This is a genomic window from Streptomyces sp. NPDC048018 (assembly GCF_043202995.1).
Lineage (GTDB): Bacteria > Actinomycetota > Actinomycetes > Streptomycetales > Streptomycetaceae > Streptomyces.
In genome coordinates this window covers 15,692-40,946 of sequence record NZ_JBIDBK010000002.1, presented here as the reverse complement: position 1 = coordinate 40,946, position 25,255 = coordinate 15,692, and the positions used below count along the sequence as shown (strand labels likewise).

Sequence of the window (25,255 nt, the reverse complement as noted above, 5' to 3'; positions counted from 1 at the left end):
ATGGCACGAGTACGGTACGGGGCGCGCACCGCGGCGGAGCTCGCCGCGACCCGCGAGAAGAGCGCCGCGATCCCCGACATCTGGTCCACCGGAGTGGTCGCCGTCTGGGAGACCGATCCCGACGTCGTGGCGGCCGTCCTGCCGCCCCCGCTCAAGCCCACCGGGCGCCCGCTCGTCCGGGCCGCCATCAGCAGGGTGGACCTCCCCGGCTATCCGCTCGGCGCCGGCTCCGTGGCCGTCGCCGCCGCCCACGGCGACCGCGAGGGCTGGTATCCGCTGGTCATGCCGATGACCCACGAACGTGCCCTGACCGGCGGGCGCGAGGTCTTCGGCGAGCCGAAGAAGCTCGGCGAGGTGCGCGTCGAGCGGGACGGTCTCGTCGTGACCGCCTCCCTCGCGCGGCACGGCATCGCCTTCGTCGAGGTGCGCGGCGCCGTCTCGTCGGACCTGCCGCTGCCCGAACCCACCGAGAAGACCGACTTCTACTTCAAGTTCCTTCCCGCGGTGGACGGTTCGGGCTTCGACGGCGACCCCGTCCTGGTCCACTGCGTGCGCCACGAGAAGGTGCGCAGGCTGGAGCGGATCACCGGCGACGTCGTCCTGCGGGAGTCGGTGTACGACCCGGTCGCCGACCTCCCGGTGCGCCGGCTCGTCGAGATCACCATCGGCGAGAAGAGCACCGACCAGAAGGGACGGGTCGTCGAACGCGTCGACGCCCGGGAGCTCCTGCCCTATCTGCACCAGCGCTACGACGACCCGCGACAGGCACTCGACGCCCCGCCGGAAGGGAGCCACGCCTGATGGAACTGGGTGAGGGACAGGTCGCCGTCGTCACCGGCGCCGCGAGCGGCATCGGCCTCGCCATGGCCCGCCGCTTCGCCGGCGAGGGCCTCGCCGTCGTCATGGGCGACGTCGAGGAGGGCCCGCTCGCCAGGGCCGCCGAGGAGCTCATGGAGGGCGGGGCCCAGGTCCTCGCCCGGATCGTCGACGTCAGCGAGCCCGACTCCGTACGGGGCTTCGCCGACTCCGCGTACGAGACCTTCGGCGCCGTCCACGTGCTGTGCAACAACGCCGGGGTCGGCTCCGGGGCGGAGGGGCGCATGTGGGAGCACGAGCCCAACGACTGGAAGTGGGCCTTCGCGGTCAACGTGTGGGGCGTCTTCCACGGCATCCAGGCCTTCGTGCCCCGGATGATCGCGGGCGGCGAGCCCGGCCACGTCGTCAACACCTCCTCCGCCGACGGCGGCATCGCCCCGCTGCCCACGGCCTCCGTGTACGCCGTCACCAAGTCCGCCGTCGTCACCATGACCGAGTCGCTCTACGCGCACCTGAAGGCGGAACGGGCCCGGGTCGGCGCCTCCGTGCTGTTCCCCGGGCCGCACATGCTGCGCACCGGCCTGTGGGAGTCGCACCGCAACCGGCCCGGGCGCTACGCCAAGGAGCGCCCCCGCAGGACCCCGTACCGCAGTCTCGACCAGTGGGAGGCCGCGATGAAGGAGGCCGGGCACGAGGTCGCCTTCACCCCGGTCGAGGAGGTCGCCGAGCAGGTCGTCGACGGGATCAGGGCCGACCGGTTCTGGATGCTTCCGCCGAGCGAGCACAGCGACCGGCAGATCAGGGCGCGTTCGCAGTCGATGCTCGACCGCGCCGACCCGTCGTACCTGGAGAGCTTCATCCTCGACTGACCGGCCTGAGGGGGCTGTACGCACCATGAGCCACGACGACCCGTATCTGATCATCTCCTCCGACTGTCACGCCGGGCTGCCCACCGAGGAGTACCGGCCCTATCTGGAGTCCCGCTTCCACCGCGCCTTCGACGAGTTCCTCGCCGGGCGCGAGGCCCGCCAGGAGGCCATGACCCGGCTCGGGGTCCGCAACGAGGACTTCGCGAACAAGTGGTTCAGCGACCACGAGGAAGGCCTGCGGGGCGGCTGGGACGCCGCCCAGCGGATCAAGGAGCTCGACGGCGACGGAGTGGCCGCCGAGGTGGTCTTCCCCGACGCGGACGCCGTCGACAGCCGGACCGCCGCGCCCTTCGGCGTCGGCCTCGGCCTCTCCGGCGACCAGGACCCCGAGCTCGGCATGGCGGGCGCGAAGGCACACAACCGCTGGCTCGCCGAGTTCGTCGGCCGGCACCCCGAACGCCACTGCGGGGTCGCCCTGCTGCCCGTCACCGCCGAGCCGGCCGAGGTCGTCGCGGAGATCCACCGCGCCAGGGAGTCCGGCCTCGGCGCGCTGATGATCCCGTCCATGTGGGTGGACAGGGAGCCGTACCACGACCCGCGTTACGACCCCGTCTGGGCGGCGGCCGCCGAGACCGGCATGCCGGTGGTCACGCACTCCGGTGCCGCGCCGCGCCAGGAGTACGGCGACCACCTCGGCATCTACGTCTCCGAGGTCACCTGGTGGCCGGCGCGACCGCTGTGGTTCCTGCTGTGGTCCGGGGTCTTCGAGCGCCACCCGGGGCTGCGCTTCGGCGTCGCCGAGTCGGGCTGCTGGTGGCTGCCGAACCTGCTGTGGTTCATGGACCGCCTCTACCTCGGCGCGCACGGCGGCAAGAAGCTCTCCCCGTTCGCGGAGCTGAAGCGCCCGCCGAGCGAGTACCTGGACCGGCAGGTCTTCGTCTGCGCCACCAACACCAAGCGGCGGGAGCTCGCCCAGCGCTACGAGATCGGCGTCGACAACATCCTGTGGGGCTCCGACTTCCCGCACCCGGAGGGCACCTGGCCCAGCACGCGCGCCTGGCTGCGGAACACCTTCCACGACATCCCGGTGACGGAGACCCGGCGGATGCTGGGGCTGGCGGCCGCGGAGGTCTTCGGATTCGACGTCCGGAAACTGGATCCGATCGCCCGGCGGATCGGTCCCACCCCCGCCGAACTCGGCCAGCCCGCCGACCAGGCGTCCGTCGAGGCCTCCTGGGCCCGCTCGCGCGAGGTCGGCCGGCACTGGCTCACCGAGCACGACTTCCCGGTCCTGGGGGTGAACCCGTGACCGACCGCTACACGGTCGTCTCGGCCGACTGCCACGCCGGCGCCGACCTCCTCGACTACCGGCCCTATCTGGAGAAGAAGCACCACGACGACTTCGACGCCTGGGCGGCCGGATACGTCAATCCGTACGAGGACCTGCTCGCCGACACCGCCGACCGCAACTGGAACTCGCGGCGGCGGCTCAGCGAGCTGGAGGCGGACGGCATCGTCGCCGAGGTCGTCTTCCCCAACACCATCCCGCCCTTCTTCCCCCAGGCCTCGCTGATGGCCCAGCCGCCGAGCCGGGCCGAGTACGAGCGGCGCTGGGCCGGACTGCAGGCGCACAACCGCTGGCTCGCCGACTTCTGCGCGGAAGCGCCGGGCCGGCGGGCGGGTGTGGCGCAGATCCTGCTCAACGACGTGGACGCGGCGGTCGCGGAGATCCGCCGCACCCGCGAGGCCGGGCTCACCGGCGGCATCCTGCTGCCCGGCGTCCCGCCCGGCTCGCCGGTCCCCGAGCTGTACGCGGAGGCGTACGACCCGATCTGGGCGGTCTGCGCCGAGCTCGACGTGCCGGTCAACCACCACGGCGGCTCCGCCTCGCCGCCGCTCGGCGACGAACCCGCCGCCCGGGCGGTGTTCATGGTGGAGACCACGTGGTTCTCGCACCGGGCGCTCTGGCACCTGATCTTCGGCGGCGCCTTCCGGCGCCACCCGGGGCTCAAACTGGTCCTCACCGAGCAGGGCTCGGGCTGGATCCCGGGCGTGCTCGACATGCTGGACTACTACCACGGGCGGCTCGTCTCGGCCGCGACGAGGGCCGCCACGGCAGAGTCCAGGTTCGGCGCGGGGCTCGCCGCGTCGATGGGCAGGGGGCCGCGCGAGGTCTGGCGGGAGAACTGCTTCGTCGGCGCGAGCTTCATGCGCCCGCACGAGGTGCCGCTGCGCGAGCGGATCGGCCTCGACAAGATCATGTGGGGCAGCGACTACCCCCATGACGAGGGCACGACACCGTACTCCCGCGAAGGCCTCCGCATCGCCTACGCGGGCCTGCCGCGCGAGGAGGTCGCCGCGATGGTGGGCGGCAACGCCGCCCGGGTGTACGGCTTCGACCTCGGCTACCTGGACACCCTGGCCGCCGTGCACGGCCCGACCGTCGAGGAGATCGCCGAACCCCTGAAGGAGGTGCCGGCGGGCGCGACGAGTCCCGCGTTCGCGCCGGGCGGGTCGGTCCGCGTGTGGTGACGCACCGGGTGCGACCCTCCTGGGGTGACCGAAGTCCCCGCACACGACGAGGCCCACGACGGCGGCCTCGGCTCCCGGCTCAACTGGCTCCGGGCCGCCGTGCTCGGAGCCAACGACGGAGTCGTCTCCACCGCGGGCCTCGTCGTCGGCGTCGCCGGCGCCTCCGACTCCCGTTCCGCCCTGCTCACCGCGGGCCTCGCCGGCCTGCTCGCCGGCTCGATGTCGATGGCGGCGGGGGAGTACGTCTCCGTCTCCACCCAGCGCGACTCCGAGCGGGCCGCGCTCGCGGAGGAACGCCGCGAACTGCGCGAGCAGCCCGAGGCCGAACTCGCCGAACTCACCGAGCTCCTCGCCCGCCGCGGCCTCAGCCCCGACGTGGCCGGCGAGGCCGCCGCCCAGCTCACCGAACGCGACGCGTTGCGCGCCCACGCGCGCGTGGAGCTCGGCATCGACCCGGACGACCTGACCAACCCCTGGCACGCCGCCGGTGCCAGCTTCCTCGCCTTCACCGTCGGCGCCCTGCTCCCGCTCCTCGCGATCGTGCTGCCCCCGGCCGCGTACCGCCTCTGGATCACCGTCCTGTCGGTGCTCGCCGCCCTCGCCCTCACCGGCTGGTGGTCCGCCCGCCTCGGTGCCGCCCCGGCTGCCCGAGCCGTCCTGCGCAACGTCGGCGGAGGCGCGCTCGCCATGGCGGTGACGTACGCGGCCGGGTCGCTCCTGGGGGCGGCGGGAATCTAGCCCGCGGCCCCCGGGACCGTACGGCCCCCGGGACTGTCCGGCCTCCGGGCGCGCGCCCCCGGGACCGTCCGGCCCCCGGCCGGCCTCCTCCTCCGGGCCGACCCGGTCAGCCCCCTTCGGGCAGCCCCGGTCGGCCCCCCTCGGGCCGTCCCCGGCTGCCGGCCCCCGGCTTCCGGGTCATGCTGACCTACATCGGCGCGGCACCCGCTGACCGGGAGCACCCCGCGCTCGATGTACGGTGAACGTCGTACAACCCTCTGAGCGCCGCTCAGCACAGCACAGCGAGGACCCATGCGCGCCACCACCATCCACGCCCCCTTCGACATGCGCGTGGAGGACGTGCCCGACCCCGCGGTCCAGGAGCCCACGGACGTCGTGGTCCGCGTCCTCCGCGCCTGCATCTGCGGCAGCGACCTGTGGGCCTACCGCGGCGAGTCGGCCCGGCAGCCCGGCCAGCGCATCGGCCACGAGTTCCTCGGCATCGTGGAGGAGGCGGGCGCCGACGTCCGCGGCTTGCGCGCAGGCGACCTCGTCGTGGCGCCCTTCGTCTGGTCCGACGGCAGCTGCGACTACTGCGCCGAGGGCCTCCAGACCTCCTGCCCCAACGGCGGCTTCTGGGGCTCCGTCGGCTCCGACGGCGGCCAGGGCGAGGCCGTCCGCGTCCCCTACGCCGACGGCACCCTCGTCAAGCTGCCCGCCGCGGCCGCCGGCGACGACCGCCTGCTCACCGCGCTGCTCGCGCTCTCCGACGTCATGGGCACCGGCCACCACGCCGCCCTCGGCGCCGGCGTGACCAAGGGCTCCACGGTCGCCGTGGTCGGCGACGGTGCCGTCGGCCTGTGCGGCGTCCTCGCCGCCAGGCGGCTGGGCGCCGAGCGGATCATCGCGCTCGGCCGGCACACCGTCCGCACCGACATCGCCCGCGCCTTCGGCGCCACCGACGTCGTCGCCGAGCGCGGCGAGGCCGCCGAGGCCGCCGTGCGCGAGCTCACCGGCGGCCAGGGCGCCCACGCCGTCATCGAGGCCGTCGGCACCGAGCAGTCCATGCGCACCGCCGTGAACATCACCCGCGACGGCGGCTCCATCGGCTACGTCGGCGTCCCGCACGGCAGCGGCACCGGCCTCGACCTGTCCGTCATGTTCGACCGGAACATCGCCCTGCGCGGCGGCGTCGCCCCCGTCCGCGCCTACATCCCCGAGCTGCTCCCGGACGTCCTCGACGGGACGATCGACCCGTCCCCGGTCTTCGACCTGAGGGTCGGCCTGGACGGCGTCCCCGGCGGCTACCGGGCGATGGACGAGCGCACCGCCCTGAAGGTCCTCGTCACTCCGTGAGCCAGGCGGGGGCGTCGGCCCCCGCGACGCCCGGCGGGCGCGACCAGTCCGCCGGGCCGCCCTCGTACGACACGGGGGAGCGGGCGTACCGCAGCCGGCCCAGCGGACCGTCCGACTCACTCAGGTGACGCTCCGGATCGTGGCGCGGCAGGCCGTGCGTCAGCCAGTGCCCGGTCTGCGCGAGCGCGAGCCGGACGAGGCGGCTGCCGCCCTCCCGGTCCTGCTCCGTCAGCGACCGCAGGACGGCCGCCGCCAGCAGATAGCCCGAGCCGTGGTCGAGGGCCTGGGCCGGCAGCGCGCCCGGCTCCGCCGCCGAGCCCTCCACGGCCGCGATGCCCGTCGCCACCTGCACCAGGCTGTCGAAGCCGCGCCGCTCGCCCCAGGGGCCGTAGTCGCCCCAGGCCGACAGCCGGGCGGTCACCAGACCCGGCCGGCTCAGGTCGAAGCGGTCCAGGGCGCCGGGCCGGTAGCCGGTCACCAGCACGTCGGCCGCGTCGAGGAGCTCGCCGGCGGTGCGCCGGCCCGAGGGGCTGTCCAGGTCCAGCGCCGCCGTCCGCTTCCCGACGTCGGTGTCGGCGTGCTGGTCCGGCAGCTCCGGGTTGTCCGGCGGATCGATCCGCAGCACGTCGGCGCCGAGCAGGGCCAGCGTCCGGGTGGCGACCGGGCCCGCGAGCACCCGGGTCAGGTCCAGCACCCGCAGCGGCCCGCCCGCCCGCCGGCGCGGCGCCGCGTCGTCGAGCCGCTCCCGGGTCAGCAACGGGCGCGCGGCGACCTCCCGGCCCTGCTCGTGGGCCGCCCACTCCCCAGGCGTCCGCAGGGCGACGGCCAGGCCGCCGGCCGCGTAGACCGCCGTCTCGACCTCGACCGCCCTCCGCTCGGCGATCGTCCCGGCCACTCCCTCCACGGAGTCGGCCGTCCCCAGGGCGCTCAGCAACGCGGCCTTGTGGTGCGGGTAGTTGGCGTGGGTGCGGACCCAGCCGTCGGAGGCCCGCCAGAAGCGCGACAGGGGCGCGAAGCTCACCGGCGCCCGGCCGTCCACCCGCAGGTGCCGCTCGCTGGTGAAGGCGGTGGCCACCGCTCCGTCGTCCACCCGGACCGGCCCCGGCGCGCCGGCCCGTTCGGCCGCGGCGAGACCGGCCACGGCGACCGTGGCCCGCGCCAGGTCCATCACCGGCAGCCGGGCCGGCAGCAGACCCGAGGGGCCGCCGTAGGCCACCCGGTCGAGCAGGGCGGGATCGCCGCCGAGAGCCGACCACAGCAACGCGGTACCCGTACGAACGGTATTGTCCATACAGGCACTATGGCACCGCGTGCCATGCGAAAGGGCCCCGCCGTGGCGCACCACACCGGGGCCCTTCGAGGATCGGTTACCTGCGGACCGCGGCGAGCGCGTCCACGATGCCGGCCCCGTAGAAGCCGTTCTTGTTCGTGCCGCCCTCGCAGACCGCGTCGACCTTGCCGTCCCCGTTGATGTCGTACGGGTCGGTGCACGCGTGGTCGTCCGCCTGGGCGTACAGCAGCGCCTTCAGGGCCGCCGGGCTCGCCTTCGGGTGGGTCGACTTGAGCAGCGCGAGGACGCCCGCCACGTGCGGCGAGGCCATCGAGGTGCCGGCCTTGTAGTTGTAGCCGCCGTTGACCGTGGTCGACAGGATGCGGCCGTTGACCGCCGGGGCGTCCGGGGTCTGGTACTCGGTGCGGTCGCCGCCGGGCGCCGCCACGTCGATGACGCCGTCACCGTAGTTGGAGTACGAGGCCTTCAGGCCCTTGGCGCCGGTCGCGGAGACCGTCACCACGCCCGGCAGCATGGCCGGGTAGTCGAAGCACTCCTTCGGGTCGATCACCCGGTCGCCCGGAGTGGTGTCGTTCGGGCTGCTGTTGTCGAGGATCGAGTCGGCCGCCAGGTCGAACGAGGAGTTGCCGGCCGCCGCCACGTTGACCGTGCCCTTGTGCTCCGCGTAGCGGGTGGCACGGGTGACCGCCTCGATGAGGGCCTTCTGGTCCTCGTCGTTCTTGCAGGCGAACATCCACGGGTCGGTGTAGTAGCTGTTGTTGGTGACGTCGATTCCGTGCTCGGCCGCCCACACGAAGCCGCAGACCACGGCCTCGGTGTAGAAGAAGCCGTCCGGGGTCGAGACCTTGATGCCCGCGAGCTTCACGCCGGGCGCGACGCCGGTGACGCCGATGCCGTTCTTGGCCGCGCCGATGGTGCCCGCCACGTGCGTGCCGTGGTCGCTCTCGCCCGGGTTGGGGCGCCACGAGCCGGGGGTCGTGTCGGCCTTGCCGCTCACGCAGTTCGCGGAGGCGGCGGCGTCGAAGTTCGGCGCGAGGTCCGGGTGGGTGTCGTCCACACCGGTGTCGATGATGCCGACGGTCACCCGCTTGCTGCCGAGCGTCTTCTGGTGGGCCTTGTCGGCCTTGATCGCCGGGAGGTCCCACTGCAGGGGCTCCAGCGGGTCCTGCTCGTCCGTGGCGGCGGCCGCGGCGGCCTTGATCTCGGCCGGCGTCAGCGCCTGGGCGCTCTCGCCGACGGAGTCCTCGGACTGCACGCTCAGCGGGGCCGTGCGGGTCGCGCCGGCCGAGATCACCCCGCGCGCGGTACGGATCGTCTTCGCGAAGTCCGGGTTCTGCGAGTGGACGACGATGACGCCTATCCGGTCGTAGGACACGACCACCTCGCCGCCGGCGGCGGCTATCGCCTTCTTCACCGACGCGGCCGTCCAGCGGCCGTTGCCGACGTTGACGACGTACGACAGCTTCGGGCCGTCGGTGGCCACGGTCGCCGTCGGAGCGTCGCTCAGTTCCGCGGCGGAGGCGGCGCCGGAGGGAAGGAATCCGAGCGAGGCCGTGAGCGCGAGACCAGCCGGCAGAGCGAGTACTCGGCCGCGCCTCGATCCCAGATGAGCCATGGGTTCTCCACATCATCCGTATGTACTGTCCGCACGCCGATTGCGCGTGGACAGGTGCATGACGAGTGAAGCTATCGCCGATCTTCCCCGCTCATCAATGAGTTGAGAAGACTTCATGAAGATCCGCCTGAAGAAATCCACTCGGGTGAACCGCTTCGCCGCGCCCTCCGTGCCGTTGTGCAGGGGAGGAGCCCCGTACCGGACTCCGTTTCCCGCACCCCTGGTGAGGCCCCCTTGACCCAGCCGTCCGCCCCCGCGTCACGAGGAGAGTCCGTGGCTACCGAAGCACCGCCGCCGCCGAGAGACGGAGCGGAGACCGCCCCCGGTCCCGTCCAGCCCACGACGGAGCAGTTCACCGAGGTCCAGGAAGGCGAGGAATTCGGCGAACTGCGCCGTACGTACCGTTCCTTCGCCTTTCCGCTGACGATCGCCTTCATCGCCTGGTACCTGCTGTACGTGCTGCTCTCCAACTACGCGGGCGACTTCATGGGGACCAAGCTGTTCGGCAACGTCAACGTGGCGTTCGTCCTCGGCCTCGGCCAGTTCGCCACCACGTTCCTCATCGCCTGGCTCTACTCGCGGCACGCCGCGGCCAAGCTCGACCCGAGGTCCGAGGCCATCAAGTCCCGTATGGAGGGCGACGCATGAGCAGCCCGGCACCCCTCGCGCACACCGTGCTCGCCGCCTCCTCCACCGAGCACCGGCCCCTGATCATCACCCTGTTCGCGGTGTTCGTCGCGGCCACCCTCGGCATCACCGTATGGGCCGGCCGGCAGACCCGGAGCGCCTCCGACTTCTACGCGGGCGGACGCCAGTTCACCGCGTTCCAGAACGGGCTCGCGGTCTCCGGCGACTACATGTCCGCCGCCTCCTTCCTCGGCATCGCGGGCGCCATCGCCCTCTTCGGCTACGACGGCTTCCTCTACTCGATCGGCTTCCTCGTCGCCTGGCTGGTCGCACTCCTGCTCGTCGCCGAGCCGCTCCGCAACTCCGGCCGCTACACGATGGGCGACGTCCTCGCGTACCGGATGAGGCAGCGTCCCGTCCGCACCGCCGCCGGCACCTCCACCATCGTCGTGTCGATCTTCTACCTGCTGGCACAGATGGCCGGCGCCGGCGTCCTCGTCTCGCTGCTGCTGGGGATCACCAGCAGCGCCGGCAAGATCCTCATCGTGGCCCTGGTCGGCGTGCTGATGATCGTCTACGTGACCATCGGCGGCATGAAGGGCACCACCTGGGTCCAGATGGTCAAGGCGGTGCTGCTCATCGCGGGCGCGCTGCTGATGACCTTCCTGGTGCTGCTCAAGTTCGACTTCAACGTCTCCGACCTGCTCGGCGCCGCCGCCGGGCAGAGCCCCAAGGGCGCGGCCTTCCTGGAGCCCGGCCTCAAGTACGGCGTCAGCGCCACCTCCAAGCTCGACTTCCTCTCGCTCGGCATCGCGCTGGTGCTCGGCACGGCGGGCCTGCCCCACATCCTGATCCGCTTCTACACGGTGCCGACGGCCAAGGCCGCCCGTAAGTCCGTGAACTGGGCGATCGGCATCATCGGCGCCTTCTACCTGATGACGATCGCCCTCGGCTTCGGCGCCGCCGCCCTGGTCGGACCGGCCGCGATCAAGGCCCAGAACCCGGCGGGCAACACGGCCGCACCGCAGCTCGCCGAGTACCTCGGCGGCGGGGTCGGCACCACCGGCGGCGCGATCCTGCTCGCGGTCATCTCGGCGGTCGCCTTCGCCACCATCCTCGCCGTCGTCGCGGGCCTCACCCTCGCCTCCTCGTCCTCCTTCGCGCACGACATCTACGCCAACGTCATCCGCAAGGGGAAGGCGACCGAGAAGGAGGAGATGCGGGCCGCCCGCTGGGCCACCGTGTTCATCGGCGCCGTCGCCATCGTCCTCGGCGCCTTCGCCCGCGACATGAACGTGGCCGGGCTCGTGGCCCTCGCCTTCGCGGTCGCCGCCTCCGCGAACCTCCCGACGATCCTCTACAGCCTCTTCTGGAAGCGCTTCACGACCACCGGCGCCCTCTGGTCGATCTACGGCGGCCTGGCCAGCTCCGTCTTCCTGGTGCTGTTCTCGCCCGTGGTCTCCGGCAACCCGAAGACCTCGATGTTCAAGGGCGTCGACTTCCACTGGTTCCCGCTGGAGAACCCCGGCCTCATCTCCATCCCGCTCGGCTTCCTGCTCGGCTGGCTCGGCACCCTCCTGTCCAAGGAGGAGGCGGACAAGGGCAAGTACGCGGAGCTCGAGGTCAAGTCCCTCACCGGCGTCGGAGCGCACTGAGCCGTATACGTTCCGCTGCACACCACCGGCCGCGTCGTAGAGTTCTACGACGCGGCCGGTCCGGTCCTCGTGACAATCGGCCCGTGCCCGTGTCGGAGCGGTCACGTAGGCTCGAACACGAAGCGAACCGGAAGAAGGGGAGGGGTCCTCGTGCTCATCGACACCTACGGCCGGGTGGCCACGGACCTGCGGGTCTCCCTGACCGACCGGTGCAACCTGCGCTGCACGTACTGCATGCCGGAGGAAGGCCTGCAGTGGCTGGCCAAGCCCGACCTGCTCACCGACGACGAGATCGTCCGCCTGGTGCGGGTCGCCGTCACCGACCTCGGCGTCACCGAGGTCCGCTTCACCGGCGGCGAGCCGCTGCTGCGCCCCGGCCTCGTCGGCATCGTCGAGCGCTGCGCCGCCCTGACGCCCCGCCCCCGGATGTCCCTCACGACCAACGGCATCGGGCTCAAGCGCACCGCCGCCGCCCTGAAGGCGGCCGGACTGGACCGGGTCAACGTCTCCCTCGACACCCTGCGCCCCGACGTCTTCAAGACCCTCACCCGCCGCGACCGGCACCGGGACGTCCTCGACGGCATGACAGCCGCCCGCGAGGCCGGCCTCACGCCGGTCAAGGTCAACGCGGTCCTGATGCCCGGGCTCAACGCGGACGAGGCCCCCGACCTGCTCGCCTGGGCGGTCGAGGAGGGTTACGAACTCCGTTTCATCGAGCAGATGCCGCTCGACGCCCAGCACGGCTGGAAGCGCGAGGGCATGATCACCGCCGGCGACATCCTGGCCTCGCTGCGCACCCGCTTCGACCTGACCCCCGAGGGCTCCGGGGAGCGCGGCTCCGCCCCCGCCGAGCGCTGGGTCGTCGACGGCGGCCCGCACACGGTCGGTGTCATCGCCTCCGTCACCCGCCCGTTCTGCCGGGCCTGCGACCGCACCCGCCTCACGGCCGACGGCCAGGTGCGGACCTGCCTCTTCGCCACCGAGGAGACGGACCTGCGGGCGGCGCTCCGCTCCGACGCCTCGGACGCGGAGATCGCCGATCTCTGGAAGAAGGCGATGTGGGGCAAGAAGGCCGGCTCGGGCCTGGACGACCCGAGCTTCCTCCAGCCCGAGCGCCCGATGTCGGCGATCGGCGGCTGACTCCCCGCCACGGCCGGGCCGGGGGCCCCTCGGCTCAGGCCGGGTCCCACTCGCTCAGCAGCACGACATCCTTCAGGAATCCCCGTACACCCAGGAACTGGGAGAGGTGCTCGCGGTGCTCCTCGCACGCGAGCCAGGTCTTGCGCCGCTCGGGCGTGTGCAGCTTGGGGTTGTTCCAGGCGAGGACCCAGACGGCGTCGGCCCGGCACCCCTTCGCGGAACAGATCGGCTTCTCGTCACTCACCTGATCATTGTCCAGCAAGGGCGATGCCGAGCAGCCACGGGGGGAGCTGCCCGGCATCGGTCCGTCGCTCCGACGGGGGATGCGGAGCGCGTAGGCAGTATGTCACGGGGACTGGGGTGCGGTGCACCGGAACTTCATGATTGATCTGAGCATTTCTTGAGCTTCGCGCTCACGCTGCGTGATCATTCTTCTGGTCCCGGGGTTCCGTTTCCGCCTCCAGTGCGGGGCGCACCGGAGGGGGCAGGAAGCTGGAGGGGAGGGAGGGCGCCGACTCGCGGCCCGCGTTGGCGACCACCACCGCGATGTAGGGCAGCACCGCCCCGACCACGAGCGCCACGATGGCCACGTACCGCTCCACGTTCCACAGTGACGCCGCCGCGATCACGGAGAGCGTGCGGATCGTCATCGACACGACGTACCGCCGCTGCCGGCCGCGGACGTCCGCGGCCAGGCCCTGCCGGGCACCCGTGATCCGGAAGACCTCGGTTCCGCCACGCTTCCGCATCACATTCCACCACCCACGAGCCGTGCCGGACTCCCCGGTCCGTACCTGACTCCACGGTACGCCCGTCCTGCCCGGTGGTGGAGAGCGGGGCACGTATGGAGTCGCCCGGCGTGCGCCCTATGACCGATACCTCAAGACTGATCACACCTGCGCACGAGGAGGCGACGATGGGTTGGTTGTGGGCGATCATTGTGGGCTTGGTCCTGGGTCTGATCGCGAAGGCGATCCTCCCGGGCAAGCAGCAGATCCCGCTCTGGCTGACGACCGTGTTCGGCATTCTGGGCAGCGTGCTCGGCAACGCGGTCGCGACCTGGATCGGGGTCAACGACACCAAGGGCATCGACTGGACCCGTCATCTGCTCCAGCTCATCGGCGCCGTCGCCGTGGTCGGGGTGGGGGACATGCTGTGGACCTCGATCCGCGGCAGCAGGCAGCGGGCCTGACCGCCCGCCCGCGGACACACCGGAGGCCCGGTACGGCGCACCGCGCGCGTACCGGGCCTCCGGTCGTGTCCGTACGGGGCAGGGCCCCGCGGCCGGCCGTGCGTCAGCCGGCGACCAGCTCGATCGCCGCCAGGTTCTTCTTTCCGCGGCGCAGCACCAGCCAGCGTCCGTGCAGCAGCTCGTCCGCCGACACCTCGGCGTCCTCGGCGGTCACCTTGACGTTGTTCACGTAGGCGCCGCCCTCCTTGACCGTGCGGCGGGCCGCCGACCGGCTCGGCGCGAGACCGACCTCGGTGAACAGGTCCACGACCTGGCCGAGCTCCGTCACGCGCGCGTGCGGCAGCTCCGACAGGGCCGCCGCCAGCGTCGCCGGGTCCAGCTCCGCCAGCTCGCCCTGACCGAACAGCGCCTTGGAGGCGTCGATGACGGCCCGGCACTGCTCGGCGCCGTGCACCAGGGCCGTGAGCTCCTCGGCGAGGGCCCGCTGGGCCGTCCGCGCCTGCGGCCGCTCGGCCGTCAGGGCCTCCAGCTCCTCCAGCTCCGCGCGGGACTTGAAGGAGAGGATCCGCATGTAGGTGGAGATGTCCCGGTCGTCCACGTTCAGCCAGAACTGGTAGAACGCGTACGGCGTGGTCATCTCCGGGTCCAGCCACACGGCACCGCTCTCGGTCTTGCCGAACTTGGTGCCGTCCGCCTTCACCATCAGCGGCGTCGCCAGCGCGTGGACCTGCGCCTCCGGCTCCAGCCGGTGGATCAGGTCGAGGCCCGCCACCAGGTTGCCCCACTGGTCGGAGCCGCCCTGCTGGAGCGTGCAGCCGTAACGCCGGTACAGCTCCAGGAAGTCCATGCCCTGCAGCAGCTGGTAGCTGAACTCGGTGTAGCTGATGCCCTGCTCGGACTCCAGGCGCCGGGCCACGGAGTCCTTGGTCAGCATCTTGTTGACCCGGAAGTGCTTGCCGATGTCCCGCAGGAACTCGATCGCCGACAGGCCGGCGGTCCAGTCCAGGTTGTTCACCATGACCGCGGCGTTCTCGCCCTCGAAGGACAGGAACGGCTCGATCTGCGAACGCAGCCGGTTCACCCAGTTCGCGACCGTCTCCGGGTCGTTCAGGGTGCGCTCGGCGGTCGGCCGCGGGTCGCCGATCTGGCCGGTGGCCCCGCCGACCAGCGCCAGCGGCCGGTGCCCGGCCTGCTGGAGCCGGCGCACGGTGAGGACCTGCACCAGGTGGCCGACGTGGAGACTGGCCGCGGTCGGGTCGAAACCGCAATAGAACGTGACGGGACCGTCCGCGAGCGCCTTGCGCAGGGCCTCTTCGTCGGTGGACTGGGCGAAGAGCCCACGCCACTTCAGCTCGTCGACGATGTCCGTCACGTCGTCCGTCTCCTCGTGGTGATCACTGGTGCCTGGGGGAAAGAGTTGTCCCGGTCAGTCTATGGGGGTCAGACCCCCTGGCTGACCGAGCTCATGTTGAAGTCCGGCACGCGCAGGGCCGGCATGGCGGCCCGGGTGAACCAGTCGCCCCACTCGCGCGGCAGCGTCTTCTCGGTCCGGCCCGCCTCGGTGGCCCGCGACAGCAGGTCGACCGGGGACTCGTTGAACCGGAAGTTGTTCACCGCGCCGACCACCTCCCCGTTCTCGACGAGATAGACGCCGTCCCGGGTCAGTCCGGTGAGCAGCAGCGTCGCCGGGTCCACCTCGCGGATGTACCAGAGGCAGGTCAGCAGCAGCCCGCGCTCGGTGGCGGAGACCATCTCCTCCAGCGAGCGCTCGCCGCCGCCGTCCAGGATCAGGTTCCCGGCCCCGGGCGCGACGGGCAGCCCGGTGAGTCCCGCGGTGTGCCGGGTGGTGACCAGGTGCGCCAGCTTCCCGTCCCGCACCCAGTCCACGGGGGAGATCGGCAGGCCGTTGTCGAAGACGGAGGAGTCGTCGCCCGAGGAGTGGGCGATCACGAACGGGGAGGACTCCAGGCCGGGCTCGTGCGGGTCGCTGCGCAGGGTCAGCGGCAGCGGCGAGAGCGTCTCGCCGAGCCGGGTGCCACCGCCGGGCTTGGAGAAGACCGTACGGCCCTCCGCCGCGTCCCGGGCCGTCGAGGACCACATCTGGTAGATCAGCAGGTCGGCCACCGCGGTCGGCGGGAGCAGCGTCTCGTAGCGTCCGGCGGGCAGCTCGATCCCGCGCTCGGCCCAGCCGAGCCGGGTGGCGAGCTCGGCGTCCAGCGCCGCCGGGTCGACGTCCTTGAAGTCCCGGGTCGAGCGCCCGGCCCACGCGGAGCGGCTGCGGTCGGGCGACTTGGCGTTGAGCTCCAGGGTGCCGTTGGGCTGGTCGTGCCGCAGCCGCAGCCCGGTCGAGGTGCCCACGTAACTGGAGGTCAGCTCGTGGTTGGCGAACCCGTACAACTCGCGGCCGCCGGCCCGGGCCCGGGCGAAGGCCTCGCCGAGGGCCGGCGCGAAGGCGTCGAAGACGGCGGACGAGGTCTCCGCCGGGGCGTCGGTGAAGTCGGGCGACGCGGGCACCCCCGTCACCAGCGGCTGGGCGTCCTCGGCGGGGCCCGCGGCCCGCGCCGCGGCCTCGGCGGCGCGCACCAGCGGCTCCAGGTCCCCGGCGGTCACCGCCGAACGCGACACGACACCGGAGGCGGTGCCCTGGGCGCCGTCCACCGTGGCGATCACGGTCAGCTGACGCCCCCGGGTGACCCCGTTGGTGGTCAGCGCGTTGCCCGCCCAGCGCAGGTTGGCCGAGGACTGCTCGTCGGCGATGACGACGCACCCGTCCGCGCGGGACAGCTCCAGGGCCCGCTCGACGATCTCGTACGGCTTGCTGACGCGGCTCATCGACCGGCCTCCTGCGTGGTGTTGAGGATGTTCACACCCCGGAACAGGGCGGACGGGCAGCCGTGCGAGACCGCGGCGACCTGGCCCGGCTGGGCCTTGCCGCAGTTGAACGCGCCGCCGAGGACGTACGTCTGGGGGCCGCCGACCTGCTCCATGGAGCCCCAGAAGTCGGTGGTCGTCGCCTGGTAGGCGACGTCCCGCAGCTGCCCGGCCAGGCGCCCGTTCTCGATGCGGAAGAAGCGCTGCCCGGTGAACTGGAAGTTGTAGCGCTGCATGTCGATCGACCAGGAACGGTCGCCGACCACGTAGATGCCCCGCTCCACGCCGCCGATCAGGTCCTCCGTGGAGAGCCCGCCCGGGTCCGGCTGCAGCGACACGTTCGCCATCCGCTGGACCGGCACATGGCCGGGGGAGTCGGCGAAGGCGCAGCCGTTGGAGCGTCCGAGACCGGTCAGCTTCGCGATCCGGCGGTCCAGCTGGTAGCCGACGAGCGTGCCGTCCCTGACCAGGTCCCAGGACTGCGCCTCGACGCCCTCGTCGTCGTAGCCGACGGTCGCGAGGCCGTGCTCGGCGGTCCGGTCACCCGTCACGTTCATGACCGAGGAGCCGTACGCCAGCTTGCCCAGCTGGTCGAAGGTGGCGAAGGAGGTGCCCGCGTAGGCCGCCTCGTAGCCCAGCGCGCGGTCCAGCTCGGTGGCGTGGCCGATCGACTCGTGGATGGTCAGCCACAGGTTGGAGGGATCGACCACGAGGTCGTAGCGCCCGGCCTCGACGCTCGGCGCCCGCATCTTCTCGGCGAGCAGGGCGGGGATCTCCTCCAGCTCGCTGTCCCAGTCCCAGCCGGTGCCGGTCAGGTACTCCCAGCCCCGGCCGGCGGGCGGCGCGATCGTCCGCATGGAGTCGAACTCGCCGGTCGTGCCGTCCACGGCGACCGCCGTGAGCTCCGGGTGCAGCCGCACCCGCTGCTGGGTGGTGACGGTGCCCGCGGTGTCCGCGTAGAACTTGTTCTCGAAGACGGTGAGCAGCGAGGCGTCCACGTGCGCCACACCCTCCGCCCGCAGCAGCCGCGCGCTCCAGTCGGCGAGCAGCCCGCTCTTCTCCTCGGCGGAGACGGTGAAGGGGTCGACCTCGTAGGAGGAGATCCACACCTTGTCCGCGTGCACCGGCTCGTCGGCGAGCTCGACGCGCTCGGCCGACCCGGCCGCGGCGATCACCTTCGCCGACAGCTTCGCCATGGCCACCGCCTGCGAGGCGACCCGCGCGGCGGCGTCCATGGTCAGATCGACGCCCGACGCGAAGCCCCAGGCCCCGCCGTGCACGACGCGCACCGCGTAGCCGAGGTCCGTGGTGTCGGAGGAACCCGACGGCTTGGCGTCCCGCAGCCGCCACGCGGCGCTGCGCACCCGCTCCAGGCGGAAGTCGGCGTGCTCCGCGCCGAGCGCCCGCGCCCGCGCGAGCGCCGCGTCGGCCAGGGCCCGCAACGGGAGCTGGGTGAAGGCTTCGTCGAGGGAATGCGGCCCAGATTGCACAGCTGTCTCCTGTCGTGTGAGACCGGTCGCCCCCGATCATGTCGTGCTTTCGGCCGCGATGCCCAGACCTTTCTGTAGGGACCCGACAGTGACATCCGTACGCCACTGTCAGGGCCCGATTCTCTGGATCGTGGAGGGGACCGATAGGTTTTCGACGTACCAGACCGCTTATCGAAAGGGTGATCCGTTGAGCCGCTCGGTTCTCGTCACCGGAGGCAACCGGGGCATCGGCCTCGCCATCGCCCGCGCGTTCGCCGAGGCCGGCGACAAGGTCGCGATCACGTTCCGCTCGGGCGACCCGGCGGAGCTCGAGAAGCAGGGCTTCCTCGCCGTCAAGTGCGACATCACCGACGCCGAGCAGGTGGACCAGGCGTACAAGGAGATCGAGGAGAGGCACGGTCCGGTGGAGGTCCTCGTGGCCAACGCCGGCGTGACCAAGGACCAGCTCCTCATGCGCATGTCCGAGGACGACTTCACGTCCGTCCTCGACACCAACCTCACGGGCACCTTCCGGGTCGTGAAGCGTGCCAACCGCGGCATGCTGCGCGCCAAGAAGGGCCGCGTCGTGCTGATCTCCTCGGTCGTGGGTCTGCTCGGCTCGGCGGGTCAGGCGAACTACGCCGCCTCGAAGGCCGGACTGGTCGGTTTCGCGCGGTCCCTCGCCCGGGAGCTCGGTTCGCGCAACATCACCTTCAACGTCGTCGCGCCCGGTTTCGTCGACACCGACATGACCGCCGTGCTGACCGACGAGCAGCGCGCCGGGATCGTCTCCCAGGTGCCGCTGGGCCGTTACGCCCAGCCCGGGGAGATCGCCGCCGCGGTGGAGTTCCTCGCCTCGGACGACGCCTCGTACATCACTGGAGCCGTCATCCCGGTTGACGGCGGACTGGGAATGGGTCACTGATCACCATGGCTGGAATCCTCGAGGGCAAGAAGATCCTCATCACCGGTGTGCTGATGGAGTCCTCCATCGCCTTCCACGCCGCGAAGCTGGCCCAGGAGCAGGGCGCGGAGATCATCCTCACCGCCTGGCCGCGCCCCACGCTGACCGAGCGCATCGCCAAGAAGCTCCCCAAGCCCGAGAACGTCAAGGTCCTGGAGCTCGACGTCTCCAACGACGAGCACCTCGCCCGTCTGGAGGGCCAGGTCCGCGAGCAGCTGGGCGACCGCCTCGACGGCGTCGTCCACTCCATCGGCTTCGCGCCGCAGGACGCGCTCGGCGGCAACTTCCTGAACACGCCGTTCGAGTCGGTCTCGACCGCCATGCACGTCTCGGCCTTCTCCCTGAAGTCCCTGACCATGGCGCTGCTGCCGCTGATGAGCGAGGGCGGCTCGGTCGTGGGCCTCACCTTCGACGCGAAGTTCGCCTGGCCGCAGTACGACTGGATGGGCCCGGCCAAGGCCGCCCTGGAGGCCACCAGCCGCTACATGGCCCGTGACCTGGGCAAGCAGAACATCCGCTGCAACCTGGTCTCGGCCGGTCCGCTCGGCTCGATGGCCGCGAAGTCCATCCCGGGCTTCGGCGAGCTGGCGAGCGTCTGGGACTCCCGCTCCCCGCTGGAGTGGGACCTGTCCGACCCGGACCCGGCCGGCCGCGCCATCGTGGCGCTGCTCTCCGACTGGTTCCCGAAGACGACCGGCGAGATCGTCCACGTGGACGGCGGTCTGCACGCCATCGGCGCCTGACGGCTCCGGAGGACCTGCGAAGGGCCGGGTGCCCGCCCCCGCGGCGGGCGCCCGGCCCTTGTCGTTCCCGGGGTCCGCCGCCCCGACTCGAAAAGTCTGCCGAATCCCCGCAGACTGGGTCAGAGCGTGACATTCCGGCTACTGACGGGGAGGAGGTACGGGTATGCGCGTGCCGCGATCCAGGGCCCCCGCGTTCCTCTCGACCGCCGCACTCCTCGCGGGTCTGGCCGGCCTCGCCGTCGCCGCCGAGGTCCGCGCCGCTCCCGCCCCCGCCGCGGACGCCACCGCGGGCACCGTGTCCGCCGCCGCCCCCGCGGCCGGGCCGGACGACACCGTCGGCGCCTCCTGCCGCACCCTCGTCCAGGGCTCCCTCGTCACCGCCCACTGCCAGAACCCGTATCCGCGCACCGACCGCGTCCGCCTCCACGTCGAGTGCGACCGCTGGTGGGACGTGGACACCGACAGCGCCCCCGTCGAGGTGGGCCCCGCCGACTACGCCCAGGTCACCGCGCGGTGCTGGAAAGAGGTGCGCTCGGCCTGGATCACCCACGAGCCGGCGGCTCAGGGCTCCTGAGGCGCGGCCGGCTCCGGGCTCCGCAGGCACAGGAAGGGATAGCTCGCCGCCTCCGCGGCCGCCCGGTCGGCGTCGCCCGCGCGGATCGCCTCCACCAGGCGCGCGTGGTCCATGTGGTTCTCCGGCCGCAGCTCCCGGCCCACGTCGTCGCGCAGCCATGCGCGCAGGACGTGCCCGAGGTCCGCGTAGAGCTCGGTGAGCACGTCGTTGTGCGAGGCCACCACCACGGCGTGGTGGAAGACCGCGTCCGCCGTCACGAAGGCCTCGGCGTCACCGGACCGCCAGGCCTCCTCGCGCTTCAGGAGCAGGGCGTCCAGCTGCTTCAGGTCCCGGTCGGTGCGGCGCTGCGCGGCGAGCCGTGCCGCCGAGGACTCCAGCGTGGAGCGCAGCTCCGCCACGTCCCGCGGCTCGGAGCCGGCGAACCGGCGGTGCATGACCCCGGCCAGCTCGCTCGTCGCCACGACGTACGTCCCCGAGCCCTGCCGGATGTCCAGCAGCCCGTTGTGCGCGAGCGCGCGGACGGCCTCGCGGACGGTGTTGCGGGCGACGCCCAGCTGCTCGACGAGCTCCGGCTCCGTCGGGATCCGCGACCCCACCGGCCACTCGCCGGAGGTGATCTGGTTCCGCAGCTCGGCGATCACCTGATCGGAGAGCCCGGTACGCCGGGGATGGCCGAGCGCCATGGCCGCGCCTTTCGTTCGTCTTCCGGTCGGTCGTCTCCCGGGCGGCCCGCTGGGGGCCGGGGCCGTGGAGAGCGATCGTTCGAGATTGGACAACCAATCATCCCATGATTCTATGATGGTTCCATGCCTGACGAGCCGCAGACCCTCGACACCGCCACGAAACAGCCCCGTCGCGTCACGAGAGCGGCCGGATCCGCCGCGCCCGCCGCGCCCGCGGGGCCCGCCCGCTGGGTCACCCGGCTCGTCGTCGTCGCACTCGTCCTCGCCGCGCTCAACCTGCGCCCGGCCATCACCAGCCTCGGCGCCCTGCTCGAAGAGGTCAGCGGGGACCTGCACATGAGCGGCACCGTGGCAGGCGTCCTCACCTCCGTGCCGCCGCTGTGCTTCGCCGTCTTCGGCATCGCCGCCCCCCGCCTCGCCCGCCGCTTCGGCCCCGCCGCCGTCGTCTGCGCGGGCATGGCCGCGATCTTCGCCGGTCTGCTGCTGCGCCCCTTCGCGGGCGGCACCGCGGGCTTCCTCGCCGCGAGCGCCCTCGCCCTCATGGGCATCGCGCTCAGCAACGTCCTCATGCCCGTCCTGGTCAAGAAGTACTTCCCGCACCGCATCGGCAGCGTGACCGGCCTCTACTCCATGGCGCTCGCGCTGGGCACCTCCGTGGCCGCCGCCGCGACCGTTCCCGTGACCGAGGCGCTCGGCGGCGGTTGGCGGCTGGGCCTGGGCATCTGGGCGGCCCTGGCCGCCGTCGCCGTCCTTCCCTGGCTCCCGCTGGTCCGCGACCGCGCCGCCACCGCCGTCACGACGGAGGGGGCCACCGCGGGCACGGGCGGGGGAGCGGCCGGGAAGGCGGGCACGGACAGGGGCGCGGCCGGGGGTGCGGGCACGGGCAGGGGCACGGCCGGGGGTGCGGCGCCCGCCGCCGGGCCCAGGGTCACCCGCAGCCGCACCGCCTGGGCCCTCGCCGTGTTCTTCGGGCTCCAGGCGACCGGCGCCTACATCACCATGGGCTGGATGCCGCAGATCTTCCGCGACGCCGGCGTGCCCGCCTCGACCGCAGGCGTGCTCCTCGCCGTCACCATGGTCATGGGCGTCCCGCTCGCCTTCGTCATCCCCGGCCTGGCCGGCCGGATGAAGAACCAGGGCCCCATCGTCGTCGCCCTGGGCCTGTGCGGCCTCACCGGCTACACCGGCCTCTTCCTCGCCCCCGCCGGCGGCGCCTGGCTCTGGGCCGTGCTCCTGGGCATCTCCAACTGCTCCTTCCCGCTCGCCCTCACCATGATCGGGATGCGCTCCCGCAGCGGCCCCGGCGTGGTGAGGCTCTCCGCCTTCGCGCAGAGCACCGGCTACCTCATCTCCATCCCCGGCCCGCTCCTCGTCGGCGTCCTCTACCAGCACAGCGGCGGCTGGGGGCTGCCCATCGCCCTCATGGGCGGCCTGATGATCCCCCAGATGATCGTGGGCACCCTCGCGGGCAGGGACCGCATCGTCGAGGACGAATGCTGAGATGCGAGACTGATCCCATGCCCGTACTCGAACCGAATCCCCCGAACGGCCAGAGGAAGCTCCTCCTCGTCTTCGGCGCCATGATCGGCATCACCGTCGTCATCGGCGTCATCGCCTCCTTCGCCTCCCCGTGAGCCCGGCCGGCGGCCGGCCCGCCGGTGCCGCCGCCGGCAGCCGCCGTCCCCCGGCACCGCACGGTAGGGCTGTCCCCCGTATCCCTTAGGGGGCGGGTCTCAGGGTGAAGTGGGTGGATCACCTGATGGGCCGGAAGGCCCGCGCTCCGTAGCGTGGAAGCACCGCAGCAGAAGCGGTCATCCCATCCCACGGAGGCGGCCATGACGGCGCGAACCCCCACCGGCGACCCGGCTGCCCGGACGATCTCCTCCGGCGTCGACACCCGGCTTCCCTGGTGGGCGCTGACCCTGCCCGTCGCCGCGTTCATCGCCCTCTTCCTCCTGATCACGGGGCCGGGAGAGGCGCGGGCGCTGAGCGGGGGGACCGGGCTCGGACCCCTCCTGGAGCACATCCGGCAAACGCTGTCGCTCTGAGCCGGGTCCGCCCGATTCGTGCGAAGCTGTGGAACATGAGCGTCGACACACCCCGCAGGATCGTGCTGCTCCGACACGCCAAGGCGGACTGGCCCCAGACCTCCGACCACGAGCGCCCGCTCGCCGAGCGCGGCCGCACGGACGCCCCCGTCGCGGGCCGGAAGCTCGCCGACACCGGCATCGCCTTCGACCTGGCCCTCTGCTCGACCGCCGTCCGCACCCGGGAGACCTGGAAGCTCGCCGTGCACGAGCTGCCCCAGCGCCCCAAGACCCGGTACGAGGACCGCCTGTACGAGGCCTCCCTCGGCGAGCTCATCGCCCTGGTCAACGAGACCCCGGACACCGTCACCAACCTGCTGCTCATCGGCCACAACCCCGGCATGCACGCGCTCGCCGACGCCCTCGCCGGCGAGGCCGAGGGCGACACGCGCGCGCGGATGAACGGGAGCGGTTTCCCCACCTCCGCCTTCGCCGTGGTGTCCTTCGACGGCTCGTGGAAGACGGTCGAGCACGGCATGGCCGGCACGCTGGTCGACTTCTGGACCCCGCACGACTGAGCGGTCCGCCCGCGCGGGCCCGGGCGAGCCGCCCGCCGCGCTGATTCCCGGCCGGTCGTCCGCGGCCGCCTGTCCGCGCCTGTCCGCCGGACCCCTTCACGGGTGAGGGCCCGGCCGTCGTCCGACGGCCGGGCCCTTTCTCGTACCCGTCCCGGGTACCCGGGGCTCGGTGGCCCCGGGTACGAGGGGCTCAGTGCAGCAGGTCGCCCGTGCCGCCGTCCGCCGCCTCGACCTCTTCCCGGGTGATGCCCAGGAGGTAGAGAACGGTGTCCAGGAACGGCACGTTGACCGCGGTGTCCGCGGCCCGCCGCACCACCGGCTTGGCGTTGAAGGCCACCCCGAGACCGGCCGCGTTCAGCATGTCCAGGTCGTTGGCGCCGTCGCCGATCGCGACCGTCTGCTCCAGCGGGACCCCGGCCTCCTCGGCGAAGCGGCGCAGCAGCCGCGCCTTGCCCGCGCGGTCCACGATCATCCCGGTGACCCGGCCGGTCAGCCTGCCGTCCACGATCTCCAGGGTGTTCGCCTGGGCGAAGTCGAGCCCCAGCTTCTCCTTGAGGTCGTCGGTGACCTGGGTGAAGCCGCCGGAGACCACGCCCACCTGGTAGCCGAGCCGCTTGAGCGTGCGGATCAGGGTGCGTGCACCCGGGGTCAGCCGCACCTCGTCGCGGACCTTGTCCACCACCGACGCGTCGAGGCCCTCGAGCAGCGCCACCCGGGCGTGCAGCGACTGCTCGAAGTCCAGCTCGCCGCGCATCGCCGCCGCCGTCACCTCGGCGACCTTGTCCTCGCAGCCGGCGTGGGCCGCGAAGAGCTCGATGACCTCGTCCTGGATGAGCGTCGAGTCGACGTCCATGACGACGAGCCGCTGGGCCCGCCGGTGCAGCCCGGCGGAGACCACGGCCACGTCCACGCCGACCGAGTGCGCCTCGGTGGCCAGCGCGGTGCGCAGCGGTTCGGTCTCACAGCCCGAGACGGCGAACTCGACCGCCGTCACCGGATACTTGGCCAGCCGGAAGATGCGGTCGATGTTGCCGCCGGCACCGGCGATCCTGGCCGCTATGGCCGCCGTCTGCTCGGCGGTCAGCGGGTGTCCGAGGACGGTGACGTGCGAGCGTCCCTCGCCGCGCGGACGGTTGTCGCCCGTACCCGAGATGATCTCGGCCTGCAGCTTCATGGACTCGGCCCAGCTGTGCACGGTCGCGCGCAGCTCGCCCTGCGGGACGACGGTCGGCTCGGTGACGAGCGCGCACAGGACGAGCCGGCCGCGGGACACGACCTGCTCGATGTCCACGACGTCGACCGAGAAGGCGGCGAGGGTGTCGAAGAGTCCGGCGGTGATCCCGGGACGGTCCTTCCCGAAGATCTTGACGAGAAGAGTGGGAACGTCCGCGGTGGGAACGTCCGATGTCTGCGATGCGCTCATGGTGCTTCCACCGTATCGGGCACCGGGTGCCACCGGACTCCCCGTCCCGCCTGACGGACACCCGCACGGCCCCGGAGCCGCCCCCGGCGGGTGTCCGGTGCGGGCGTGCGCAA

General features: G+C 72.4%; 26 protein-coding genes. 17 read left to right on the top strand and 9 right to left on the bottom strand.

All coding sequences use genetic code 11. From position 1 onward, the window contains the following. The 6 genes from ACGF1Z_RS06020 (at position 1) to ACGF1Z_RS05995 (ending at position 6,290) form a co-directional block, all read left to right on the top strand. On the top strand, positions 1 to 801 hold the full coding sequence (locus tag ACGF1Z_RS06020) for an acetoacetate decarboxylase family protein (RefSeq protein WP_393000457.1): 801 nt from the start codon (positions 1 to 3) through the stop codon (positions 799 to 801). Beyond that, positions 801 to 1,685: an SDR family NAD(P)-dependent oxidoreductase gene (locus ACGF1Z_RS06015; RefSeq protein WP_393000455.1), complete on the top strand. Its 885-nt coding sequence runs from the start codon at positions 801 to 803 to the stop codon at positions 1,683 to 1,685. Before ACGF1Z_RS06020 ends, ACGF1Z_RS06015 begins: the two co-directional genes overlap by 1 nt. Positions 1,686 to 1,710: 25 nt before the next feature. Continuing rightward, on the top strand, positions 1,711 to 2,994 hold the full coding sequence (locus ACGF1Z_RS06010) for an amidohydrolase family protein (RefSeq protein ID WP_393000453.1): 1,284 nt from the start codon (positions 1,711 to 1,713) through the stop codon (positions 2,992 to 2,994). Further along, positions 2,991 to 4,217 carry an amidohydrolase family protein gene (locus ACGF1Z_RS06005; RefSeq protein ID WP_393000451.1) on the top strand — a complete coding sequence of 409 codons (1,227 nt, stop codon included), beginning with the start codon at positions 2,991 to 2,993 and terminating at the stop codon, positions 4,215 to 4,217. The genes ACGF1Z_RS06010 and ACGF1Z_RS06005 overlap by 4 nt, the downstream gene beginning before the upstream one ends. A gap of 24 nt (positions 4,218 to 4,241) precedes the next feature. Further along, complete coding sequence (locus tag ACGF1Z_RS06000) at positions 4,242 to 4,955, top strand: VIT family protein (RefSeq protein ID WP_393000449.1); 714 nt, start codon at positions 4,242 to 4,244, stop codon at positions 4,953 to 4,955. A gap of 291 nt (positions 4,956 to 5,246) precedes the next feature. After that, positions 5,247 to 6,290, top strand: coding sequence for a zinc-dependent alcohol dehydrogenase family protein (locus ACGF1Z_RS05995; RefSeq protein ID WP_393000447.1), 1,044 nt, complete (start codon positions 5,247 to 5,249; stop codon positions 6,288 to 6,290). On the opposite strand, the gene ACGF1Z_RS05990 is transcribed toward ACGF1Z_RS05995, so the two are convergent. Then, positions 6,280 to 7,581: a CoA transferase gene (locus ACGF1Z_RS05990; protein WP_393000445.1), complete on the bottom strand. Its 1,302-nt coding sequence runs from the start codon at positions 7,579 to 7,581 to the stop codon at positions 6,280 to 6,282. The genes ACGF1Z_RS05995 and ACGF1Z_RS05990 overlap by 11 nt on opposite strands. 76 nt (positions 7,582 to 7,657) lie before the next feature. Next, positions 7,658 to 9,196, bottom strand: coding sequence for a S8 family serine peptidase (locus tag ACGF1Z_RS05985; protein ID WP_393000443.1), 1,539 nt, complete (start codon positions 9,194 to 9,196; stop codon positions 7,658 to 7,660). 273 nt (positions 9,197 to 9,469) lie between these two features. Here ACGF1Z_RS05985 and ACGF1Z_RS05980 point away from each other — a divergent pair, with 273 nt between their 5' ends. From ACGF1Z_RS05980 to moaA, 3 genes are all read left to right on the top strand, one after another. Next, positions 9,470 to 9,844, top strand: coding sequence for a DUF485 domain-containing protein (locus tag ACGF1Z_RS05980; RefSeq protein WP_393000441.1), 375 nt, complete (start codon positions 9,470 to 9,472; stop codon positions 9,842 to 9,844). After that, entirely contained in the window at positions 9,841 to 11,478 is a 1,638-nt protein-coding gene (locus tag ACGF1Z_RS05975; RefSeq protein ID WP_393000439.1) for a cation acetate symporter, read from the top strand. Before ACGF1Z_RS05980 ends, ACGF1Z_RS05975 begins: the two co-directional genes overlap by 4 nt. Positions 11,479 to 11,628: 150 nt before the next feature. Then, positions 11,629 to 12,618: a GTP 3',8-cyclase MoaA gene (gene moaA / locus ACGF1Z_RS05970; RefSeq protein ID WP_393000437.1), complete on the top strand. Its 990-nt coding sequence runs from the start codon at positions 11,629 to 11,631 to the stop codon at positions 12,616 to 12,618. 34 nt (positions 12,619 to 12,652) lie between these two features. On the opposite strand, the gene ACGF1Z_RS05965 is transcribed toward moaA, so the two are convergent. Both ACGF1Z_RS05965 and ACGF1Z_RS05960 read right to left on the bottom strand, forming a co-directional pair. Then, the gene (locus tag ACGF1Z_RS05965; protein WP_382480588.1) at positions 12,653 to 12,919 is read right to left on the bottom strand and encodes a hypothetical protein; all 267 of its coding nucleotides are present in this window, start codon (positions 12,917 to 12,919) and stop codon (positions 12,653 to 12,655) included. Between the two features lie 112 nt (positions 12,920 to 13,031). Beyond that, positions 13,032 to 13,367 carry a DUF3099 domain-containing protein gene (locus ACGF1Z_RS05960; protein WP_393000435.1) on the bottom strand — a complete coding sequence of 112 codons (336 nt, stop codon included), beginning with the start codon at positions 13,365 to 13,367 and terminating at the stop codon, positions 13,032 to 13,034. 167 nt (positions 13,368 to 13,534) lie between these two features. On the opposite strand from ACGF1Z_RS05960, the gene ACGF1Z_RS05955 reads away from it, so the two are divergent. Then, entirely contained in the window at positions 13,535 to 13,810 is a 276-nt protein-coding gene (locus tag ACGF1Z_RS05955) for a GlsB/YeaQ/YmgE family stress response membrane protein (protein ID WP_393000433.1), read from the top strand. A 103-nt stretch (positions 13,811 to 13,913) separates the two neighbouring features. Here the strand turns inward: ACGF1Z_RS05955 and tyrS are convergent, their stop codons facing one another. The 3 genes from tyrS to ACGF1Z_RS05940 form a co-directional block, all read right to left on the bottom strand. Further along, positions 13,914 to 15,182: a tyrosine--tRNA ligase gene (gene tyrS / locus ACGF1Z_RS05950; RefSeq protein ID WP_393000431.1), complete on the bottom strand. Its 1,269-nt coding sequence runs from the start codon at positions 15,180 to 15,182 to the stop codon at positions 13,914 to 13,916. 68 nt (positions 15,183 to 15,250) lie between these two features. Then, positions 15,251 to 16,642 carry a metallopeptidase TldD-related protein gene (locus ACGF1Z_RS05945; protein WP_393000429.1) on the bottom strand — a complete coding sequence of 464 codons (1,392 nt, stop codon included), beginning with the start codon at positions 16,640 to 16,642 and terminating at the stop codon, positions 15,251 to 15,253. Continuing rightward, positions 16,639 to 18,171, bottom strand: a complete 1,533-nt coding sequence (locus tag ACGF1Z_RS05940) for a TldD/PmbA family protein (RefSeq protein WP_393000427.1) — start codon at positions 18,169 to 18,171, stop codon at positions 16,639 to 16,641. Before ACGF1Z_RS05940 ends, ACGF1Z_RS05945 begins: the two co-directional genes overlap by 4 nt. A 187-nt stretch (positions 18,172 to 18,358) precedes the next feature. Here ACGF1Z_RS05940 and fabG point away from each other — a divergent pair, with 187 nt between their 5' ends. The 3 genes from fabG (at position 18,359) to ACGF1Z_RS05925 (ending at position 20,431) form a co-directional block, all read left to right on the top strand. Further along, positions 18,359 to 19,075 carry a 3-oxoacyl-[acyl-carrier-protein] reductase gene (gene fabG, locus ACGF1Z_RS05935; protein ID WP_393000425.1) on the top strand — a complete coding sequence of 239 codons (717 nt, stop codon included), beginning with the start codon at positions 18,359 to 18,361 and terminating at the stop codon, positions 19,073 to 19,075. Between the two features lie 5 nt (positions 19,076 to 19,080). Continuing rightward, positions 19,081 to 19,857: an enoyl-ACP reductase FabI gene (gene fabI / locus ACGF1Z_RS05930; RefSeq protein ID WP_393000423.1), complete on the top strand. Its 777-nt coding sequence runs from the start codon at positions 19,081 to 19,083 to the stop codon at positions 19,855 to 19,857. A gap of 163 nt (positions 19,858 to 20,020) precedes the next feature. Further along, complete coding sequence (locus tag ACGF1Z_RS05925; protein ID WP_393000421.1) at positions 20,021 to 20,431, top strand: hypothetical protein; 411 nt, start codon at positions 20,021 to 20,023, stop codon at positions 20,429 to 20,431. On the opposite strand, the gene ACGF1Z_RS05920 is transcribed toward ACGF1Z_RS05925, so the two are convergent. After that, positions 20,419 to 21,114: a FadR/GntR family transcriptional regulator gene (locus ACGF1Z_RS05920; RefSeq protein ID WP_393000419.1), complete on the bottom strand. Its 696-nt coding sequence runs from the start codon at positions 21,112 to 21,114 to the stop codon at positions 20,419 to 20,421. The genes ACGF1Z_RS05925 and ACGF1Z_RS05920 overlap by 13 nt on opposite strands. Positions 21,115 to 21,237: 123 nt before the next feature. Here ACGF1Z_RS05920 and ACGF1Z_RS05915 point away from each other — a divergent pair, with 123 nt between their 5' ends. The 4 genes from ACGF1Z_RS05915 to ACGF1Z_RS05900 all read left to right on the top strand — a co-directional run bounded on the left by ACGF1Z_RS05915 (position 21,238) and on the right by ACGF1Z_RS05900 (position 23,719). Further along, a complete protein-coding gene (locus ACGF1Z_RS05915) occupies positions 21,238 to 22,614 on the top strand; it encodes a CynX/NimT family MFS transporter (protein ID WP_393000417.1) in 1,377 nt (458 codons plus the stop codon). Positions 22,615 to 22,631: 17 nt separating this feature from the next. After that, entirely contained in the window at positions 22,632 to 22,748 is a 117-nt protein-coding gene (locus ACGF1Z_RS05910) for an SGM_5486 family transporter-associated protein (RefSeq protein ID WP_393000415.1), read from the top strand. Between the two features lie 201 nt (positions 22,749 to 22,949). Next, positions 22,950 to 23,162 (top strand): hypothetical protein, encoded by a 213-nt coding sequence (locus ACGF1Z_RS05905; protein WP_393000413.1) that lies wholly within the window; start codon positions 22,950 to 22,952, stop codon positions 23,160 to 23,162. 35 nt (positions 23,163 to 23,197) lie between these two features. Continuing rightward, positions 23,198 to 23,719, top strand: coding sequence for a SixA phosphatase family protein (locus tag ACGF1Z_RS05900; protein WP_393000411.1), 522 nt, complete (start codon positions 23,198 to 23,200; stop codon positions 23,717 to 23,719). 190 nt (positions 23,720 to 23,909) lie between these two features. Here ACGF1Z_RS05900 and serB read toward each other — a convergent pair whose 3' ends face one another. Next, positions 23,910 to 25,142, bottom strand: a complete 1,233-nt coding sequence (gene serB, locus ACGF1Z_RS05895; protein ID WP_393000409.1) for a phosphoserine phosphatase SerB — start codon at positions 25,140 to 25,142, stop codon at positions 23,910 to 23,912. Positions 25,143 to 25,255: the final 113 nt, after the last annotated feature.

Coding starts and splice junctions, on each gene's coding strand:
- ACGF1Z_RS05960 (WP_393000435.1), bottom strand. CDS start 13,367: ATGCGGAAGCGTGGCGGAACCGAGGTCTTCCGGATCACGGGTGCCCGG.
- ACGF1Z_RS05985 (WP_393000443.1), bottom strand. CDS start 9,196: ATGGCTCATCTGGGATCGAGGCGCGGCCGAGTACTCGCTCTGCCGGCT.
- ACGF1Z_RS05915 (WP_393000417.1), top strand. CDS start 21,238: ATGCCTGACGAGCCGCAGACCCTCGACACCGCCACGAAACAGCCCCGT.
- ACGF1Z_RS05910 (WP_393000415.1), top strand. CDS start 22,632: ATGCCCGTACTCGAACCGAATCCCCCGAACGGCCAGAGGAAGCTCCTC.
- ACGF1Z_RS05900 (WP_393000411.1), top strand. CDS start 23,198: ATGAGCGTCGACACACCCCGCAGGATCGTGCTGCTCCGACACGCCAAG.
- ACGF1Z_RS06015 (WP_393000455.1), top strand. CDS start 801: ATGGAACTGGGTGAGGGACAGGTCGCCGTCGTCACCGGCGCCGCGAGC.
- ACGF1Z_RS05955 (WP_393000433.1), top strand. CDS start 13,535: ATGGGTTGGTTGTGGGCGATCATTGTGGGCTTGGTCCTGGGTCTGATC.
- ACGF1Z_RS05945 (WP_393000429.1), bottom strand. CDS start 16,642: ATGAGCCGCGTCAGCAAGCCGTACGAGATCGTCGAGCGGGCCCTGGAG.
- ACGF1Z_RS05975 (WP_393000439.1), top strand. CDS start 9,841: ATGAGCAGCCCGGCACCCCTCGCGCACACCGTGCTCGCCGCCTCCTCC.
- serB (WP_393000409.1), bottom strand. CDS start 25,142: ATGAGCGCATCGCAGACATCGGACGTTCCCACCGCGGACGTTCCCACT.
- ACGF1Z_RS06010 (WP_393000453.1), top strand. CDS start 1,711: ATGAGCCACGACGACCCGTATCTGATCATCTCCTCCGACTGTCACGCC.
- fabI (WP_393000423.1), top strand. CDS start 19,081: ATGGCTGGAATCCTCGAGGGCAAGAAGATCCTCATCACCGGTGTGCTG.
- ACGF1Z_RS05925 (WP_393000421.1), top strand. CDS start 20,021: ATGCGCGTGCCGCGATCCAGGGCCCCCGCGTTCCTCTCGACCGCCGCA.
- ACGF1Z_RS05965 (WP_382480588.1), bottom strand. CDS start 12,919: ATGCCGGGCAGCTCCCCCCGTGGCTGCTCGGCATCGCCCTTGCTGGAC.
- ACGF1Z_RS05990 (WP_393000445.1), bottom strand. CDS start 7,581: ATGGACAATACCGTTCGTACGGGTACCGCGTTGCTGTGGTCGGCTCTC.
- ACGF1Z_RS05995 (WP_393000447.1), top strand. CDS start 5,247: ATGCGCGCCACCACCATCCACGCCCCCTTCGACATGCGCGTGGAGGAC.
- ACGF1Z_RS05905 (WP_393000413.1), top strand. CDS start 22,950: ATGACGGCGCGAACCCCCACCGGCGACCCGGCTGCCCGGACGATCTCC.
- ACGF1Z_RS06020 (WP_393000457.1), top strand. CDS start 1: ATGGCACGAGTACGGTACGGGGCGCGCACCGCGGCGGAGCTCGCCGCG.
- ACGF1Z_RS05920 (WP_393000419.1), bottom strand. CDS start 21,114: ATGGCGCTCGGCCATCCCCGGCGTACCGGGCTCTCCGATCAGGTGATC.